General features: G+C 43.0%; 18 protein-coding genes. 9 read left to right on the top strand and 9 right to left on the bottom strand.

Annotation, left to right across the window (positions count from 1 at the left end):
* Positions 1–412: 412 nt before the first annotated feature.
* The 4 genes from NQ503_RS11330 to NQ503_RS11315 are packed head-to-tail and all read right to left on the bottom strand — an operon-like array spanning position 413 to position 3,688.
* Positions 413–931: a nucleoside-triphosphatase gene (locus NQ503_RS11330; RefSeq protein WP_227234964.1), complete on the bottom strand. Its 519-nt coding sequence runs from the start codon at positions 929–931 to the stop codon at positions 413–415.
* A 14-nt stretch (positions 932–945) separates the two neighbouring features.
* On the bottom strand, positions 946–1,830 hold the full coding sequence (locus NQ503_RS11325; RefSeq protein WP_005427450.1) for a class I SAM-dependent methyltransferase: 885 nt from the start codon (positions 1,828–1,830) through the stop codon (positions 946–948).
* A 12-nt stretch (positions 1,831–1,842) separates the two neighbouring features.
* Complete coding sequence (locus NQ503_RS11320; RefSeq protein WP_005427454.1) at positions 1,843–2,640, bottom strand: ABC transporter ATP-binding protein; 798 nt, start codon at positions 2,638–2,640, stop codon at positions 1,843–1,845.
* A gap of 4 nt (positions 2,641–2,644) precedes the next feature.
* Entirely contained in the window at positions 2,645–3,688 is a 1,044-nt protein-coding gene (locus NQ503_RS11315; RefSeq protein WP_005427456.1) for a FecCD family ABC transporter permease, read from the bottom strand.
* Positions 3,689–3,857: 169 nt separating this feature from the next.
* Between NQ503_RS11315 and NQ503_RS11310 the strand changes: the two genes are divergently transcribed.
* Positions 3,858–4,982 (top strand): ABC transporter substrate-binding protein, encoded by a 1,125-nt coding sequence (locus NQ503_RS11310; protein WP_044926106.1) that lies wholly within the window; start codon positions 3,858–3,860, stop codon positions 4,980–4,982.
* Positions 4,983–5,072: 90 nt separating this feature from the next.
* On the opposite strand, the gene NQ503_RS11305 is transcribed toward NQ503_RS11310, so the two are convergent.
* Genes NQ503_RS11305 through NQ503_RS11290 form a run of 4 tightly spaced genes read right to left on the bottom strand, consistent with a single transcriptional unit; the run spans position 5,073 to position 8,978 of the window.
* Complete coding sequence (locus tag NQ503_RS11305) at positions 5,073–5,933, bottom strand: TylF/MycF/NovP-related O-methyltransferase (protein WP_005427460.1); 861 nt, start codon at positions 5,931–5,933, stop codon at positions 5,073–5,075.
* A complete protein-coding gene (locus tag NQ503_RS11300) occupies positions 5,930–6,955 on the bottom strand; it encodes an XdhC family protein (RefSeq protein ID WP_005427463.1) in 1,026 nt (341 codons plus the stop codon). Before NQ503_RS11300 ends, NQ503_RS11305 begins: the two co-directional genes overlap by 4 nt.
* A 27-nt stretch (positions 6,956–6,982) precedes the next feature.
* Positions 6,983–8,056 carry a histidine phosphatase family protein gene (locus tag NQ503_RS11295; protein WP_055056401.1) on the bottom strand — a complete coding sequence of 358 codons (1,074 nt, stop codon included), beginning with the start codon at positions 8,054–8,056 and terminating at the stop codon, positions 6,983–6,985.
* On the bottom strand, positions 8,049–8,978 hold the full coding sequence (locus NQ503_RS11290) for an NTP transferase domain-containing protein (protein WP_005427467.1): 930 nt from the start codon (positions 8,976–8,978) through the stop codon (positions 8,049–8,051). Before NQ503_RS11290 ends, NQ503_RS11295 begins: the two co-directional genes overlap by 8 nt.
* 168 nt (positions 8,979–9,146) lie before the next feature.
* Here NQ503_RS11290 and NQ503_RS11285 point away from each other — a divergent pair, with 168 nt between their 5' ends.
* The 8 genes from NQ503_RS11285 to NQ503_RS11250 all read left to right on the top strand — a co-directional run bounded on the left by NQ503_RS11285 (position 9,147) and on the right by NQ503_RS11250 (position 18,321).
* Positions 9,147–9,407: a hypothetical protein gene (locus tag NQ503_RS11285; protein ID WP_005427469.1), complete on the top strand. Its 261-nt coding sequence runs from the start codon at positions 9,147–9,149 to the stop codon at positions 9,405–9,407.
* Between the two features lie 36 nt (positions 9,408–9,443).
* Positions 9,444–12,206 (top strand): molybdopterin-dependent aldehyde oxidoreductase, encoded by a 2,763-nt coding sequence (locus tag NQ503_RS11280; protein WP_118036952.1) that lies wholly within the window; start codon positions 9,444–9,446, stop codon positions 12,204–12,206.
* A 109-nt stretch (positions 12,207–12,315) separates the two neighbouring features.
* A complete protein-coding gene (locus tag NQ503_RS11275; protein ID WP_044926109.1) occupies positions 12,316–14,610 on the top strand; it encodes a pyridine nucleotide-disulfide oxidoreductase/dicluster-binding protein in 2,295 nt (764 codons plus the stop codon).
* On the top strand, positions 14,610–14,831 hold the full coding sequence (locus NQ503_RS11270; protein ID WP_005427475.1) for a DVU_1557 family redox protein: 222 nt from the start codon (positions 14,610–14,612) through the stop codon (positions 14,829–14,831). Before NQ503_RS11275 ends, NQ503_RS11270 begins: the two co-directional genes overlap by 1 nt.
* Entirely contained in the window at positions 14,832–15,365 is a 534-nt protein-coding gene (locus tag NQ503_RS11265; protein ID WP_005427477.1) for a class I SAM-dependent methyltransferase, read from the top strand.
* 3 nt (positions 15,366–15,368) lie between these two features.
* A complete protein-coding gene (locus NQ503_RS11260; protein ID WP_005427480.1) occupies positions 15,369–15,803 on the top strand; it encodes a DVU_1555 family C-GCAxxG-C-C protein in 435 nt (144 codons plus the stop codon).
* Positions 15,800–17,125 carry a radical SAM (seleno)protein TrsS gene (trsS, locus tag NQ503_RS11255; RefSeq protein ID WP_005427481.1) on the top strand — a complete coding sequence of 442 codons (1,326 nt, stop codon included), beginning with the start codon at positions 15,800–15,802 and terminating at the stop codon, positions 17,123–17,125. The genes NQ503_RS11260 and trsS overlap by 4 nt, the downstream gene beginning before the upstream one ends.
* The gene (locus tag NQ503_RS11250; RefSeq protein WP_227234966.1) at positions 17,122–18,321 is read left to right on the top strand and encodes a DVU_1553 family AMP-dependent CoA ligase; all 1,200 of its coding nucleotides are present in this window, start codon (positions 17,122–17,124) and stop codon (positions 18,319–18,321) included. The genes trsS and NQ503_RS11250 overlap by 4 nt, the downstream gene beginning before the upstream one ends.
* A gap of 33 nt (positions 18,322–18,354) precedes the next feature.
* Here the strand turns inward: NQ503_RS11250 and NQ503_RS11245 are convergent, their stop codons facing one another.
* The gene (locus tag NQ503_RS11245) at positions 18,355–19,086 is read right to left on the bottom strand and encodes a DUF5714 domain-containing protein (protein WP_044926112.1); all 732 of its coding nucleotides are present in this window, start codon (positions 19,084–19,086) and stop codon (positions 18,355–18,357) included.
* Positions 19,087–19,417: the final 331 nt, after the last annotated feature.

Genomic DNA, 19,417 nt, shown 5'->3' with positions numbered 1-19,417 from the left:
TTGAGTGAAGCATCCAATGCGTTTGAATACTGGAGATATATTTATGAAAAGCAAGATGGCAGCATCAATATCAACTTTTTAAGAGACTTCCGATATATGTTAAGGAATGTATGCTGCCGAAAATTGTTTGGAAAGTCGTGGGATGAGTACAAGAGCAAAGGATAAACCGATTCCCTTATTTCTAAATGCACATGGCATACTTTCGTAATGTAGTCTCAATGTTAGATTACTACACCGAAAGGTGTGTCACTTGCTAAGTTGATTGAACCACCGTGTACCGAACGGTACGCACAGTGGTGTGAGAGGTCGAAATATCTCATTCACAAGATGAGATATTTCTCCTACTCGATTTACTTGACAAAGCTACTTGACCCTTTGGTTAGTTCCGAACGCATAGCCCCGGGAGTAATTATTAAGGAGATGAGATTTTATATTGAATGTGATTAAGTAAAGAGCAATCATTTCGATTGTCTTCAGAAATTATAATGATTTCTACCTTTGGGTGATTTACGATTTCAGGCCAGAAAGATTCTGCAGGTTCTTGCAATACCCCTAAAATGGGAGTCTGCCCATCCAAAAGGTTTAGGATTTTTCTCCGAAATAAAGCTGCGTCTGCTTCATGTGGACCAAGCTCATCCATAACAATTAAAGAGCAGTCAGAACACATGGAAAGAATATTGCATCCAAGGCGATCAAAGGTATCGGCAGTGTGTTCATCTGTTTTTCCGCATAAAAACAAAAGATTAGATTTGTTTGGGAGCTCCTTCTCTTTTAGATGGTACATATGAACTGAATACTGATCCTTCAGATAGTTTTTTGTGCGGACAGTCAGGAATCCATCAGAGGTTTTCTTATAATCATCTAATATCTTTTGGATCAATGTAGATTTTCCAATGTGTTTTTTACCAGTTAAAAATATATGTTGAGTCATAGTAAAGTCCCATTTCATTTTATAATAGTTCTATAGTCAGGGCGTATTGTTTTGTGTCGAACATCCCAGAGAATTCTTCCATAAGTGGAATCAGTTATTTCCTTGATCTGCCCATCTTTGTTTAAGTGAGATTGAATCCATTGCATGATTTTATTTGCATTTTCCTGTGTATATTCTTCAGAAGGAAGCATGTGCTCCATGAGGGAATCAATATATTGTTCATCCGGAGTTACCCAGGTTTCACGATGGAGTTTTTCATAGCTTGTTTCAGGATTATATCCAAGCAGAAATAATATATTGAAAAGAGAGAAAAACCATCGCCCATTCCATTGGGGTGCTGTTTGTTTGCCAAATACTTCCTGTAAGATCTGTTCCCTGAGTGAATTTCGTCTGTCAAGATGCGTGATATTACAGCACCATGCCCTGCTCATTTCCATAGATTTTATCAGTCCGTCCATATTGTGGATTGCAGGTGTCATGGAACTGAATACCAAATCAAATGCATGCGTATACCCCGATTTATCAATATCTAATGTCTGAAAATTACATGTATAGAGTATAGCGTTATTTAAGCCTTCATTTTGGATATGTTCCATTCCGTGTTTAACCATTTTATCAGAAATATCCAGCCCCACTACTTTGTGTACATATTTGGCAAATGCAGCAGCAAACCGTCCGGGACCGCATCCAATATCTGCGACATCATAATTTTTTTCAAGAAGTCCTTTGGAATCCAGGTAGTTTATTGCGCTGATGACACGTTCATCACCTTTTTCTTTCTTTTTGCGTGCGTCTTCCCAAAAGTCTGCACGTTTATTCCATCTTTCTATAGCCCGCTCAGGTAATTCTGCAGGCTCAGATTCCTGCAGAGAAATAAAATAATCCAATATAGAGTCCATGTATCATTTCTCCTAAAATGCTTTTGGTGAGCTATTTACCGGTAAACAGATAGTTCGTTCACGGCCATAGCGGTCGTGTGTAGTTATCACATCCATTTCAATATCGTAAACAGATTGTAAGGTTTCAGATGTAATGATTTCTTTGGGAGAGCCGAATCCCATAACCTTTCCGGATTTCATGAGAAGAACTTTGTTTCCCACGGAAAAGGGATGCTCAGGACTATGTGTTGACATAATAATGCAATAGCCCTGATTGGCCAGCCCTGAAATTACTTCCATGAGAAGCTGATGATTGGCATAATCCAGATTGGCGGCTGGCTCGTCCATGATGAAGATTTTTGCAGACTGACAGATTGCACGGGCAATTAAAACCAATTGCCTTTGTCCTCCGCTTAAGGAAGTATATTTCCTGTTGGCAAGAGGCAGGGCATTTACTTTCTCCAAGGCAGCAAAAGCTGCTTCCTGATCAGGCTCTTTTGGGGTTTCAAATGCGGAGAAATGAGAAGCACGCCCCATAATTACCATATCAAGAACTGTATAGGCAAATACAGGGGAATGATATTGGGGAATATATGCAATCATATTTGCCAGTGTTTTGGTTGTAAAGTCACTAATATTTTTTCCGGCTATCTTTATTTTTCCATTAGAAACAGGAAGGGAACCTAATATTATGCGGAACAGAGTGGTCTTTCCGCAACCATTAGGGCCAAGCAGACAAAGCACATCACCATAGTCTGCGCTGCAGCTGATACCCTTTAAAATATCACCATTGCCGTAACCGCCAAAAACATTTTCAATTTCCAGAAGCATATAATTACGCGCGCTCCTTTCGTTTGATGATAAGATAGATAAAGAAGGGGGCGCCCATGATACTTGTGACAACGCCAAGTGGAAGTTCCATGGACAAAAGGGAACGGGAAATATCATCAACAAGTATCAGGTATCCGCCGCCAAGGATCGTACTTGCAGGTATCAGCCTTCTGTAATCAACACCAACCAGTGCACGTGCCAGATGGGGGATCATCAGCCCGACCCATCCGATCAATCCTCCAAGACAGACTGCAGCGGCGCTGAGTAATGTGGAAGCGACTATAAAAATCAGACGATATTTACGCACATTGATTCCTAAACTTTTGGCTTCTTCTTCATCCAAAGTCAGCAGATTGATCTGCCATCGAAAAATAAAAATCAGACTTAATCCAATGATCATTGGAAGAACACTCCAGCAAAAGGATTTGGTTGTGGTTTTGGTTAAGCTGCCCATAAGCCAGAAAGTAATTTGCTGGAGAACATCATTGGGGTCTGCCACATATTTGATCATTGTGACACCGGCATTGCAGAGTGACATGATCATAGTTCCGGTCAGAACAAGACTGAGGGTCTGGGAATGTGCGGATTTTCGGCTGATAAGATAGGATGCGGCTACTGCGGCCACACCACCTGCAAAAGCAGAAAGCTGAATCATCCAGTTGGAAGCTCCGTTTAAAATTGCAAAAGCAGCTCCGAGACTTGCACCGGAAGAAACTCCAAGGATATCCGGAGATACCAGTGGATTGCGAAACATTCCCTGATAGGTTGCACCTGCTACCGAGAGGGAAGCACCAATAAATAAAGCAGACAGAATACGGGGCAGACGGATATTCCAGAATATAGTAACTGCCTGGGGTAAAATATCTCCTTTAAAACCAAATTTTGATAAAAATGCATTTAGTACCTGCACTGGTGTAAGCGGATAATATCCCACCCAGAATGAGAGTACTATAATGATAAACAAAAGTACCAGCATAACCGCCAACAGCAGAACATATCGTCTTTGTCGGGCAGCGGCGGCATTTTTTTCATTAGCTGTCAGATTCATAATCCTTCATCCTTGTAACTTGACTAATCAAATTTACGGTGTTATACTCAGAAAAAACGAATTGTTTTCAAAAACTATTCGCATATACATTATAATACTTAAAAAATGTATAGTCAATTTCAATAAGCGTCAATTATGAGTAATGCGGAGAAAAGAAAGGAGAGAGTCTATGAAAAAGCACAGACAACTTTTGGCTCTGTTTATATGTCTGGTGATGTCAGTCAGTCTTTTAACAGGATATTCTGAGACGAAAGCTGCTACTGAAGAGCCGACGCAGAGTGCGGAGCAGGATGCCACGCAGGAAACTGCTGAAACCCGTGAGATCACAGACATGGCAGGAAGAAAAGTAACTGTCCCAACAGCAGAAAATATTGAATCTGTTTTTTCAGCGGGTCCGGTAGCTGCAATTTTTCTGTATATGGTTGTACCGGATAAGCTTCTTGGGTGGAATTATGAACTGAATGATGTTGAGAAATCTATTATTCTGGACAAATATCAGGATCTTCCTAATTTTGGAATGGGTGATGCTGTCAATTATGAAGCAGTAATTGCTGCCAATCCTACAATTGCTATTAATAGTGGAAAGATTAATGATGCAATGGTTTCTGATTGCGATGCGTTATCAGAAAGCCTTGGAATTCCGGTTGTTGCAGTAGACAACGAGCTTAATAATTCTGCGGAAGCTTTTCGTTTTATGGGCGAACTTCTTGGTGTAGAAGATCATGCAGAAGAGCTTGCCCAGTATGCGGAGCAGGTATTTACTGATATTAATGTACTTTCAGATATTCCAGAAGAAAAGAAAGTCAGTGTATACTTCGGTAATGGAGAGGATTCACTGGAAACTGCACCCAGGGGATCCCAGCATGCACAGATTCTTGATGCCATCAATGCAGTCAATGTTGCAGATCTGGAATTGGGAGATGGATCTCGTGTTCAGATTTCAGCAGAACAGCTTCTTGCATGGGATCCGGATGTGATTGTTGTAAATGGTGAACCAAAGGCAGATAAAAGCGGAAGTTCTGCAGCAGAAGATATCCTGAGCAATCCTGATTATGCTTCATTAAAAGCAGTACAGGACCAAAAGGTTTATGGAACTCCGAATGCACCGTTTAGCTGGGTGGATCGTCCGGCAGGACCAAATCGTCTGATCGGTATGCGATGGTTCTCAGCATTGATTTATCCGGAATATATTAAATGTGATATCAATGAAGAAATACATAAATTTTTCGATCTTTTTTATCATGTTGATCTGTCCGATGAACAGTTGGAAAATGTTCTGAAAGGAACTTTATAAAGGTTAGGCATGGACGTGAAAAAGGGCTATACAATAAATAAACGAAAAAGAAACGCTGGTTCCGGTAAATACCGGTTCCGGCGTTTCTTTTTATAATTTTCGGATTATTGCGCTTCCATGCAGATCGCATACAGGATCTGCAAACAGATGGTTTTTCAGACAGAATTCCCCAACCGCTTTTCGGCATCCGGAAAACTGTGTACTGTACACATCGTGAACCAAGAGAACTCCTCCGATGGCCAGGCGTTCATAGAACAGAGGAAGTGCAGCAGCAGTTGGAGCATAGAGATCCGCGTCCAGAGATACAAAACAAAAAGTTTCATCTCTAACATCGGAAAAGGTATCTGGAAACCATCCTTTGTGGATCACAGTACGTGTAGGATCTGGCATAACATGAAGAACAGAGTCAATATCAGTAGAAGAAAAATCACCTGTTTTGGCGCGGGACAGATTACCGGAGGCTTCTATTGTGATATCCTTTTCTGAAAAGCCCTCAAAAGTATCAAAAAGATGGATTTTTCGGTCTGGAAAGGCTGCACTGATCAGGGAAGAAAATTCACCTCGGAAAACACCCAGTTCTGCAACATTTCCCGGAATATCCAATTGATAGATCTGCTCAGATAAAAGACGCATAACAGCAACCCGTGCGTCAAACATGCGAAGGACGGAGGGATCACGAAAAGGCCCGTGATAACCCAGGTTTTCCATCTGTTTTATCATAGAATTACGCCGTTCTTCATCCAGAACTCCCAGGATGACCAGATCCGGGAGAAGTGCTGCTGCAGCATCCGGAGAACAGACTGGAATATTCCCAATATATGATCCGTGTTTATGGGGGTCATTATCAGCAAAGCACAGGAGCTGGCAGGGACTGTTGAGAAGTCTTGCTGTCATTTGTCCAATTTGCCCGGCACCAAATATTACAGTTTTATATACTGATTTTGCCATCATTTTGATGTAGCCTTTCTGTCAGCACGAACCTGGATCATCTGTCCTGTAATGGAGATGGCAATTTCAGCCGGTGTTTCTGCTTTGATCTCCAGTCCTATAGGTGAGATGATACGGTTTAAATCTTGTTCATTAATGTTGTATTCTTCAATCAGACGGCGAAATACAGCAGCTTTTTTTGCGCGGCTTCCAATGACGCCTATATAGCATGCAGGTGTAGCGAGAAGCTGTGCCTGTACAATGGTATCATAGGAATGTCCGCGTGTCATGACGCAGCAATAATCAGCAGCTGTGATAGAAACATACTGTTCCAGATGGTTGAAATCACAAAGTATTGTTTCAACTGCTCCCGGGAAAAGAGCAGGATCTGTAAATTCCGGCCGGTCATCCAGGACAACACAGCGAAAATCAACGCTTGCAAGTATCGGTACAAGTTTCTGTGAAACATGGCCACCGCCAAATACATAGACAGTTCCGGAAGTTCCGATCTGCTCAGAAAACAGATCATAATCTTCACTGCGATAGCGGAATGGCTGTGCAGATAAGGATGATAATATGGAAGAAGGAACATCAGCATTTCCGATCAGACCATAACAAGGGCTGTAAAGACTCATGCCGGATGTTGCATGAAGATCGCAGATCAGCCAGAAATCCTTTCGTTCCTCATATGATTTTTCAGCAGTTTCCGCAATTTCCATAACAATCGGATCATTATGATCAAGATACTGGAAAAAGACGGTAACATCACCACCACAGATCATACCGATATTTTCGACATCCTTACGGTTCAGCCGGAATTCGTGTTCATCGGATTCCTTTTTTTCAAGAATATCCAGTGCCATAAGTTCAGCACGGTATTCCACGGCACCACCGCCGATAGTTCCGGTAATTCTGCCGTGTTTTCCGACCAGCATGCGGGAGCCGGCACCTCGTGGAGTCGACCCTGATGAAGCTGTTATGGAAGCAAGTACGAGGTCATTTTCCTCCAGAAACTGCTGTTTTATTGTCTGAAATAATGTTCTCATATAAAAATCCTCCTGTGATTTTGTATGTTAAAGTGTCGTATGACAGATCGATTGTATCATATCCTGCAGTGTGAGAGCCTGCTTTAATTGAAGCTTATGCGATTGCAGAGCTTCCGGACTTTTGCATTTATACAGATTGTCAGCAAATCTTTTTTCTATTGATACACGCTGCGTTTCCTCGATCAGCTTATCTGCAAGAAATACAATAGCTGCTTCATCCAGCTTTGTTTCCTTTAAACCATGATGTTGTGAGATGATCTGACAGATCTCGGGATAACCCAGTTGTAAAAAAAGTTCACCGCCTGTCTTGGTGTGATTTTTCTGAAGCCGGGCGATATCATGCAGAAGAGCACCGGAGCGAACAAGCTTCTGATCAAAGATATAACCATTGGATTCCAACATATTGCATAAACAACAGGCAAGTTCAGTAACAGCATCACTGTGAGCCTGTACATGACGGGGCAGAGAAACCGCATTGCGAAGCCTGAAGCATAGCCCGTCATTTAATTCAGGATGAGGCAGTATATAATTGGGATCAGAGAAAGAAATATTATTTCTTTCATTCACTTCCAGATGATAGTAAGAGCCACAGGGAAGACGAAACCGCTGCCTGCTGTACATACCGGAATGTAATGCATATATATAAGAAGAGATTACATCTGTATGAGCTACTACTGCAATATCACCTTCAGAAGCGCAAAGAATCTTATGAACTGCCTGCGAAAAGCGAAAACCAGATGCAGCAGGAGTTTCTGCTCCCGGGATCGGATGATCAGGGTTATTTTCACGGGCTTTATAAATGTCCGGCCATCTCTGGCGTATTTTATCAAAAGAAAGGCCATCCCATTCTCCCAGATTTCGTTCTGACAGATCAGAAACAATTATATGTGGAAGCTCAGGTGCCATATGGCCTGCTGTCTCAACAGCTCTTAACAAAGGACTGCAGTATATCCTTGATATTTTATCGGACAATTCTTCATTAAGAAGGACTGCCTGCAAGTGTCCAAGCATGGATAGAGAGAAATCTGTCTGTCCCACACAGTAAGAATGTTCATCCGGATACTGTGGTTTTCCATGCCGGACCAGATAAAGGCTACGCATTTAAAAATCCTCCGAAACATTCTTCAAATATTTTTTTTGAACAGGAACGTGTTTTTTCTGAAAAACGAGCATATCGTTTCAGAAATTCTTCACCATATGGAGTCAGTTCACTATGACTTCCATTTACACCACCCTGACTTCTGCTGATCAGCGGTTCATGAAGCTGTGATTCCAATGTACGGATAAGGTTCCAGCTGGTGGAGTAGGAAATATGCATGTGTTCACAGGCATCACGTACAGATCCTGTTTCCCGGATCAGTGTGAGAAGCGAATAAAGCTGCTCATCAAAGAATACTTTTTCCCGTGCCAGTTGAATGTGGATTTCTGAACGGATCAGACTCTCGTTGTGGGCACGAAGAAGTTCAGCATAATCTTCCGGTGTATCTGCATCATGAATGATTCCAGGATCATCTACATTCAGAAAGTACATGGGTGTGCCACAGTTTTCTACAGCACCTTCAAGGCCTGATCGGCCGTCATCACTTAAAATGGAATCAATAAGTGTGGAACGGATCAGAAGTGGATGGCCGGGACTGCCGTCACAGACCGGGGTTACAAGGGGATATTCCAGCGAGAGCATCTGCGTGACTGTCCGGGCTGTGAACAGTGGAACATCTACAGGCGTGAAGAGTACAGTATCAACCTTGTCTTTCAGATATTCCAGTCCGATCCGGACAGAATCAAACATGTGAGTTGTTGCATAGTTCTCGTTTCGGAGAAAGATCACATTGTTGGAAGCAAGGTGGCGCTCCAGAACGTCTGCCTTATATCCTGTCACTACAACTACTTTGGAGATCCCGGCCTGTCGAAAATTGTTGATCACGCGCTGCGCAATGGAAATAGATCCAAGTTGAAGCATGGGTTTAAAGTCTCCCATTCGTGAGGATTTTCCCGCAGCAACGATGAGAGCACCTGTCTGCATGACTGCCACCTCCTTAAAGAATATTGTGTAAAATTGATATTATTATATCATAAAATAAAGAAAAAAGTGTGAAAATGTCCAACTTTTAATTATTTGTAATTTGCATAATTGTGCAAAATTATGATAGTATGAATATATACATAATGACGTAAACAGGAGAACTTTTCTATGGATAAGATTTTTGAGATTACCGCAAAAGCAGTTACCATACAGGTAAAAGATGAGCGCACGGGAGTGGAATACAGCCGGACGCTTCCAATTGATTATTATGAAAATGCAAATGTCTTAAGACTCAGCGGTGAGAATCTGGACGGGAGCAGTTCTTCTATTGTTTTCTATTCCGCCAGAGGAATGGAACGACTCAAAGATCTGACAGGCAAAGGTGCGGATCATGATCCATGCGGAACACATAAGCCTAAAGATCAATAACATTGAAGCTTATATTTTCTATAGGAGGGATGCAGCATGATTAAAAAGACATTGAAGATCAATGGTGTTGAGAGGATCCTTATTCTTGATAAGGACGAGACACTGGCACAGGTTCTCCGTAATCATCTTCTTCTTACAGGATGTAAGATCGGCTGTGGTGAAGGCCATTGCGGAGCCTGTAATGTTATTATGAACGGAAAAGTTACAAGATCCTGTATCTACAAGATGAGCCGTGTTCCGGACAATGCAGAGATCACAACTATCGAGGGTGTGGGAACAATTTCTGACATGCATCCGATCCAGGTTGCATGGATGGCATATGGATGTGCACAGTGTGGTTTCTGTTCACCAGGTTTCATTATTTCAGCAAAAGTTCTTCTCGATAATAATCCGAGCCCTACCCGTGAAGAAGTGAGGGACTGGTTTAACAAGCAGCGTAATCTCTGCCGTTGTACAGGTTACAAGCCGCTCATTGATGCAACTATGGCGGCAGCAGCAGTTATGCGCGGCGAAATGACAAAAGAAGATCTCGTATTCAAACAGACAGGTGATTCTATTGTTGGTACAAACTATATCCGTCCATCAGCAGCACAGAAGGTAACAGGTACCTGGGATTTCGGTGCAGATGACGCATTAAAGATGCCGGAGGGAACACTTCGCCTTGCACTTACACAGGCCAGGGTTTCTCACGCAAATATCCTCAGTATTGACACAACAGAAGCAGAGAGCATGCCGGGTGTTGTTCGTGTTATTACAGCCAAAGACATTAAGGCAGCAGGAGGAACCAACAAGATCAATGGTCTTGTAATGCTTCCGAAACACAATAAGACAGACGGCTTTGAGCGTCCTGTACTCTGTGACGAAAAGATATTCCAGTTTGGTGATGCGATCGCGATCGTAGCTGCTGATACAGAAGAGCATGCGCGGGCAGCAGCAGATGCAGTTAAGGTGGAGATCAAAGAACTTCCGGCATATATGAACGCAATGGATGCGATCGCACCGGATGCAGCTGAGATCCATCCGGGTACTCCAAATGCATTCTTTGAGACAAACTGTATCAAGGGTCCTGATTTTGACTGGGACAGCATTCCGGATTCACAGCAGGTTGAGATCGAATCCTACTGTTCACGTCAGCCACATCTCCATCTTGAACCGGACTGTGGTTATGGCTACATTGATGAAGACGGCATGATAACTGTTCATTCCAAATCCATCGGTATCCATCTCCATATGCCGATGATCGCTGATGGTATCGGTGTTCCGCTGGAGAACCTGAGACTTGTTCAGAACCATGCCGGAGGAACCTTTGGTTACAAGTTCTCTCCTACAAATGAAGCCTTGATCGGTGCAGCTGTCAAGATCCTTGAACGTCCTGTATCGCTGGTATTCAATCAGTTCCAGAACATTACTTATACAGGAAAGAGATCTCCTGCATTTATGAATATCAAACTTGCAGCAGACGAAAACGGCAAACTCCTCGCACTCTGGGGTAACAACTATGTGGATCATGGTCCATACTCAGAATTTGGTGACCTGCTTACAATGAGACTTTCTCAGTTCACAGGCGCTGGTTACGGAATCAATTCCATCCGCAATAAATCAACAACAGTATTTACCAACCATGCATGGGGTTCAGCTTTCCGTGCATACGGTTCTCCTCAGTCTTACATGGGATCTGAGATTGCAATCGACGTTCTGGCAGCCAAAATGGGAATCGATCCTTTCGATATGCGTGAGATGAACTGCTACAAAGAATCAGAAGGAACTACGATCCCGACAGGTTATCCGCCGGAAGTATACTGTGAGGAAGATCTGTTCAAGACAGCTCGTCCGCTGTATGAAGCAGCCAAGAAACGTGTCGCTGAGAAGAATGCAGTTTCTGATGGCAAGATCAAATATGGTATCGGTGTATCTCTTGGTGTATACGGCTGCGGTCTTGATGGTGTTGATACATCAAATGCATTTGCAGAACTGAATCCGGATGGAACAGTTACAATGTATGCTGCATGGGAAGATCATGGACAGGGTGCCGACATGGGTGTTCTTGTATCATCTCATGAAACACTTCGTCAGGCCGGAATCAGACCGGAACAGATCAAACTTGTTATGAATGATACCAAGACCTGTCCGAATGCAGGTCCCGCAGGCGGATCACGTTCACAGGTTATGTCAGGCAATGCATGTCGTCTGGCAGCAGAGAATCTTGTTGCAGCAATGAAGAAAGAAGACGGAACCTTCCGTACATATGATGAGATGGTAGCTGAAGGTCTTGAAACAAAATACGAAGGTAACTGGGTAACAACATTCTGTGCAGATCATCCGATCGATCAGGATACAGCACAGGGAGATCCATTTGCAACTTATATGTATACAATCTTCCTTCCGGAAGTTGCTGTCAATACAGAAACAGGTAAGGTTACAGTTGAGAAGTTCACCTGTGTAGCGGATGTAGGAACGATCATGAACAGACTTCTTGTAGAGGGTAACTTCTACGGTGGTCTTGTACAGGGTGTCGGCCTTGCTCTAACAGAAGACTTTGAGGATCTGAACCATGATACTACTCTGAAGAACTGTGGTATCCCGTATCCTAAGGATGCTCCGGATGATATTGAACTTCATTTCAATGAAACCTATCGTCCAAGCGGCCCTTATGGAGCTGCCGGCTGTGGTGAGGCTCCACTGGATGCTCCTCATCCGGCAATCCTGAATGCAATCTACAACGCAACAGGTGCACGTATTACCCGCGTTCCGGCTCGTCCTGAAAGAGTTCTTGCAGCATTGAAGGAACTTGAGAATTAAATCATAAATCTAAATTTATCTTGTGATATAATGAGGGGAGACGGTATACTGTCTCCCCTTTTGAGATGAATAAAGTTTATAGTAAGCAGCAGTGAAAGGAGTGCAGGTTATGACATACATACAGGAGAGAGGTTCCACTCATGTTTATCACGTAAATCGAATGTCAAAAGAAGAAATGGATCATATGATCAGTCTCTGCGTTCATGATCAGCCGGCGTATTGTGTTGCAGCCTGTCCTTTTAAGGTAGATACAAAAGAAATGCTGTTTTATGCTTCAAAAGGAAACTTTAAGAAAGCACTGGCAATTTATGAGAAGATCACTCCATTTCCTATGATTCTTTGCGATGGATGTACAGCACCCTGCGAAGATAAATGCAAGCTCTGCGAACTGGGTGATGGTATCTCCATACGTGAAGTAGAGCGTGCGATTGTACGTTATGGGGAATCTTCAAAACGAAGCAGCGTGTTCCGCATGCGCAAGAAGAAAAAAGCAGCGATCTTCGGTTCAGGATTATTTGTGCTGTTTCTTGCCGGGGAACTGGAAAGAAAAATGTATCCTGCAACTGTTTACTGTCAGGAAGAAGATTATGCGGAGTATATTGCAGCCGCAGCCGCACATCTTTCTGAGGCAGACTGCAAAAATGAGGCAAAACGCCTGAAAGCCATGGACCTTACGTTTGAATTCGGCTGCAGTCTTGATCCTGTATTTATCAGAGAAAAAATGAAACTGGCAGATGTGGTCTGTGCTTCAGAAGAGATCGCACAAAAGCTTGCCCCGGAAGAAGCAGCAGATACAGAGATCATGCTGAGAGAGCAGGCAGGGATCGTCAGTGGAGTGACACAATCTGTTATGGATGCTGCTTTTGCCGCAAAGAGAGCTGCCCTGACAGTGGATCTTCTTGCACAGAATCTTTCACCACACGGCAACAGAGGCAGTGAAGGAGCAGTTACCACGAAGCTCTATACAAATACAGAAGGTATCAAAGGATCAGAAAGGATTCCTTGTGGTGCAGATGGATACTCAAAAGAAGAAGCTGTTGAAGAAGCAGAGAGATGTATTCAGTGCCATTGTGATGAGTGCATGAAAAGCTGTGTTTATTTAAGTGAATACAAAAAGCATCCGGGTCTTCTTGCACGTGAGATTTATAATAATACCCAGATCATTATGGGAGATCACCAGATGAATAAACCGATGAATTCCTGTTCGCTCTGCGGACAGTGCACTGTAACCTGTCCAAATGGGTTTGATATGAGCCAGGTCTGCAAATCTGCAAGAGAAAATATGGTATCTACAGACAAGATGCCTCTGGCACCTCATGAATTTGCACTGATGGATATGCTGTTCTCCAATTCGGAGGCTTTCTTATGCAGACCTCAGCCGGGATATGAAACTTGCAGATATGTATTTTTTCCGGGATGTCAGGCAGGAGCCATAGCGCCGGATGTTGTCACAGAGGCATATGAGGATCTTTGCAGGAGGACAGAGGGCGGTGTTGCTCTGATGCTGGGATGCTGTGGTGCTATCAGTGAATGGGCAGGACGCTATGAAATGACAGAAAAGGTAAATGAACAGCTGAAGCAGGAGCTTGCAAAGCTGGGAGATCCCATGATCATAGCAGGCTGTCCAAGCTGTATGAAACAGTTAAAAGAGAGTCTTGGTGTCAGAGTCACAGGAATCTGGGAGATCTTAAAGGAAATCGGACTTCCCGCACAGGCAAAAGGGCTGGAGATACCTGTTGCAATACATGATGCCTGCGGAGCCAGGGGTGATGCGCAGACACAGGACATAATAAGAGAGCTTCTTGCAGATATGGGGTGCACTGTTGTAAACACAGAATATTCCAGAGATCTGTCTCCCTGTTGCGGATACGGCGGATTGACTTCCTGCGCTAATAAAGAGATGGCAGATAAAATGACAGAAAAGTGTCTGGAACGATCCGATGCCCCATATATAACGTACTGCATGGCATGCAGGGACCGATTTGTCAGGGAAGGCAGGGAATCCAGATATATCCTTGAACTTCTGTATGGCACAAATGCCGTCAATATGCCGGATATCAGTGAAAAACGCTACAACCGGCTTGTGCTAAAAGAGAAGCTTTTAAAAAATATATGGAATGAGGAACTGATGATGGAGAAAAAAGATTATACCGTTGCATATACAGAAGATGCTATCAGTATGATGGATGAACGTATGATACTGAAAAGTGATGTGGAGCGTGTATTATCAGATTACAGAGAAAACCAGGAAGCGATTTTTGATGAAGAGACAAAAGAACTGGTGACAAGGAGCAGACTTGGAAATGTGACATTCTGGGTGCGATTTGTGGAAACTGAAGAAGGGTATCTGGTACGCAGAGCATACAGTCACAGAATGAATATTATGAAAAGGGTGGGACAGTAATGGCGGTAGAAAGAACATATTATACGATTGATCCGGAAGGAAAGCTGACCTGCATGAAATGTAAGGTTCCTCTTGTAAAAGGAAAAGCAAAATTTATGTATCTGGAAAATGGGTTTCCTGTGGAAATGCCTGTCTGTCCAAAGTGTGGATTTGTGTATGTTCCGGAAGAACTCGCACTTGGAAAAGTTCTTGCGGTGGAGCGTGCACTGGAGGATAAATAGATGAACAGGCATCCGGGAGGGGAAGCGCAGACGCTTTATCTTCTGGAGAACATAGAATGGAAAAAAGAAATGAAAGCACTGGATCTTGGAGCTGGAGAAGGAGACACGATACGAATCCTGAAATCACTTGGGATGGATGCACATGGTGTGGATCTTTTCCCACGGGGCAGTGATGTGGAAACAGGAGATTTTCTGCATTTGCAGTATCCATCAGACAGTATAGATCTTTGCATCAGCCAGTGTGCATTTTTTGTCAGCAGAGATCAGAAAAATGCACTATCTGAATGTTGGCGTGTTCTGAAAAAGGGAGGTTTTCTATTATTGTCAGATCTGGATACTGGAAATCTTTCAGAAATGGCAGAACAGACAGGATTTACCATTCTCCGGCAGGAGGATCAGACGTTACTTTGGCGTGAATATTATCTGGAAGCAATCTGGAATGATTCGTTCTGTTGCGAAGAGTATAAGATTCTGCAGAAAGAATATAAAGGAAAGAAGCTGCGCTATACCATGGTGGTTGGCAGAAAGGAGTAACATATGGATCTTTATGAAAGAATCATAGAACTTAGCAGTATGGGTTATCATTGTTCTCAGATGATTATGATTTTGACACTGGAAACGATAGGGGAAGAGAATCCACAGCTTGTAAAGGCTTTGGGCGGTCTTGGCGGCGGCATCGGTTACTGTGGAGATACATGTGGCTGTCTGACAGGAGGAGCCTGTGCGATAGGTTTGTTCCTTGGCAATCTGGCTCCGCAGGAGAAAGAAGATATACAGATGAAACCGGCTGTGCAGGAATTATATCAGTGGTTCCATAAGAAGACCGAAGAAGAGTTTGGTGCTTTTTATTGTAAGGACATCACTTCCAATCTGGATTGGGGAATTGTCATGGAGCAATGTCCTGCGTTGATTGCAGATACTTATACAAAAGTGATAGAAATACTGACAGAACGGGGAATATTGGAACTATGATTACGCTGGGTAAAACAAAAAGTGTATGTCCGATATGTATGAAAGTACTTACGGCTAAAAAATGTATTGGTGAAGATGGCATTTATCTGGTGAAAGAATGTGATATCCACGGAAAGTTTCAGACACTGATCTGGGAAGGAACGGCAGCAGAGTATCTTTCCTGGGGGAGAGAAAACCTGTCTGCGGAGACTCCTGTAAATCCAAAAATCAAAGAGAAATCTTGCCCGGATAATTGTGGACTTTGTGAGGAGCACGAACGAAAAGGATGTTGTATGATACTGGAAGTGACAAAGCGCTGCAATATGCACTGCCCGGTATGCTTTGCTTCGGCAGGAGAATGTCTGGAAAACGGTGATCTTTCAATTGATGAAATAGAAAAGCAATATGATTTTCTGATGGATCATGGGGGACCATTCAATATACAGCTCTCAGGAGGAGAACCAACCATGCGGGAGGATCTTCCGGAGATCATACATATGGGAAGAGAAAAAGGATTCACATTTTTTCAATTGAATACCAATGGAATCCGTCTTGCGCAGGAAGCAGGATATGCCAGAAAACTAAAAAAAGCAGGACTGAATACGGTATTTCTTCAATTTGACGGTGTCACAGATGACGTGTATCAGACATTGCGCGGACGCTCTATGATGGAACTGAAAGAAAAGGCTGTGTTAAACTGTTCGGAAGCGGAACTGGGAATTGCCCTGGTACCTGTCATTGCTCCAGGAGTAAATGATATGCAGGTTGGAGATATCCTGAAGTTTGCGATGGATCATATGCCATTTGTAAGAGGAGTACATTTCCAGCCGATCAGCTATTTTGGCAGATGTTCTCAGCAGCGTCCACAAGCTCCGATTACCATACCAAAGATGTTGAAGCTGATCGAGGAACAGACTGACGGGTTTATGAAAAGCGAGGATTTCGCTGGTGGTGGAGTAGAGAATCCATACTGTTCTTTTCATGCAAGTTATCTGAAAAAAGGTGAGAGGGAACTGAAACTTCTGGAAAAGAAATCAGGCAGAGGATGTTGTTGTACTACCAGCGATGATTCCAGGCAGTATGTGGAAAATCAGTGGAGCTATAGCACAAAAAAATTTGATGATGGAGAAATGACACAGACAGATGCGCTGGATGAATTCCTAATCCGGGTTCATAATGAAACCTTTGCGGTATCAGGGATGATTTTTCAGGATGCATGGAATCTGGATCTTGAACGTCTGAAAAGATGTTATATCTGCGAGGTGGATTCTGATTATGGAATGGTGCCGTTTTGTGCATATAATCTGACGAATTCGAAAGGAATATATTTATACAGAAAGTGAAACGATCAAATATAGATGCAATGATCTGTAAGCAGGAAGGCATTACAGAGATTACAAGAGATGAAATACACAGAATGCAGCTGGAGAAATTAAATATTGTACTGAAGAAAGAAAAAGAACGAGAGGGTTTTTATCGAGATTTGCCGGAAAGACTGGAGAGCCTGACAGATCTGAGAAGCCTTCCTTTTACAACAGAAACAGATCTGGCACGAGATGGAGGCAGGATGCTGCTTTGCTCCCAGGGGGAAGTACAGAAAGTGATATCAGAACAGACAAGCGGAACTACCGGTGCCGGTAAACGTGTATTCTATACAGAGGGAGACTGTGAACACACCATAGAACTTTTTATGGCAGGTCTGGGTGAATTTATTTATCCTGGTAGTATAACGATGGTGGCTATGCCATTTTCAGGTCCTTTTGGATTGGGAGAACTGATCGCGGAGGCAATCAGACGTCTGGGAGCAAAACCTCTTTCAACCGGAACAGGAAGAACTTATGGCGAACTAAACAGGATTCTGGAAGAGGAGCAGCCGGATACGTATGTGGGAATGCCGACTGCATTGCTTTCCATGCTTAGAATGTGCGGAAAAGGCAGTATAAAAAGAGCACTGGTATCCGGAGATGCCTGTCCGCAAACTGTCATGAAAGCAATCGAAGAAATTCTGCAAACACGACTTTGGCCACACTATGGTTCCAGAGAGATGGGGCTTGGAGGTGCCATTTGTTGCACGGCGCATGATGGCATGCATATGCGGGAAAACCATTGTATTACAGAGATTATAGATGAGAACGGAAATGTGCTGCCGGACGGTGAGTGGGGAGAACTGGTAATCACAACCATTGGAATGGAAGCACAGCCGTTGATTCGATATCGAACCGGTGACTGGACAAGGATCATTCCGGGAAGATGCCTCTGTGGAAGTGAAATAAAACGCCTGGACTTTGTAAAGCGGATGGATCCATTGGGAAGTATCAGAGAGATGGATGAATTGCTGTTTGAGATTCCGGAACTGGTAGATTATTGTGTGAAAATTGTAGATGGAAAAAAGGAAATTACAGCGCTTTTTACATCGGACAATGGAGAAGAACGAATCAGGAGTGTTTTGGAAGAGAAGGATATTCGTTCATGGAACTGCAGAAAAGTAAAGTGGGAAGATCTGGCACTGTATCCTGGCAAACGAGTTACAAGGCAGTGATTTCGTGGTATCATGGAATCACTGCCTTGTCTGTTATTCAGAATAGTATGGACAATCTTCCTGGATGCATTCGCGATTATCTTTGCAGTATTTACACGTTATAGAAGACAACGGAATGTTTACAGAACAAAACTGACTGTAAAAATGAACAGCTTCTTCAATGGCAATTCTGCTGGTTCGTTTGCAGCAGCGAGGTCCACCAACATCTGCCAGTCTAGATAAAATAATGGAAACAAGTTTTTGAGGAAACGGCCATGCATCTTTGTGAAGTGGACTGGATCCAGTCATAACGGACATGAAAATACCGGCTCCGGCAGCAGCTCCGCAGACACCCCAGTAACCACAGGTACCGCCCGGAACCTGCTTTGCTCTTTTACAGATCTCAGATAATGCAACATCGTAATCCATATGTTCTCCATTATTGCGAAACGCTGTCAGAAGAACGCATGGGACAATTGCATGATGCTCCGGTCCATGCATATGTACAGATGGAAGATCCATAATTTTTTCCAGAAGAAGCAAAGCATCTTTTTCTGTACTGTCCCTGAGTGTCGTGATTACCGGAGCATATGTGCCATAGCTATGACAGGCATCACAGATAAAGTGACCATTTTCACAGACCGCATTGGTTAATTGTTCTTTATGGCAGATGCTGCACGTCTGAATAGAGCTTTCAGCACGATACGTAATAGGAGCACCACAAATCAGACATCCGGAAAAATATTCTGCTTCACCACAACAACAGGAATTATTCATATGATCCATTTGATTCACCTCCGAAGAATTTATTTTAATAGTGTTAACGATGTAATAAGTATAACATAGAATGAAAAAGTAATGATATAGCATCTTGACAATCATGTTACTTTGGGTATATGATTTGATCCAATAAAGGGGAGTAACCTGCGCTTAACAATTTGCGTTTGTGATGTCGTCAGTACGGTGGAAGCATCCGGTATCATAAGGAAATGGTGAGACTTTTATTGCATTTTTATTATGCAATGAAGGTCTCCTTTTTTTATGTTTTTTTATCAAAGAGGTCTTTCATTGAATGAGAAATCCAGGTAGTAAATACTTAGAAACAAGGAGGCGAAAG

Origin of the sequence: Blautia obeum ATCC 29174 (genome assembly GCF_025147765.1) — a bacterium.
GTDB lineage: Bacteria > Bacillota > Clostridia > Lachnospirales > Lachnospiraceae > Blautia_A > Blautia_A obeum.
This window is presented reverse-complemented; position numbering and strand designations above follow the sequence as displayed.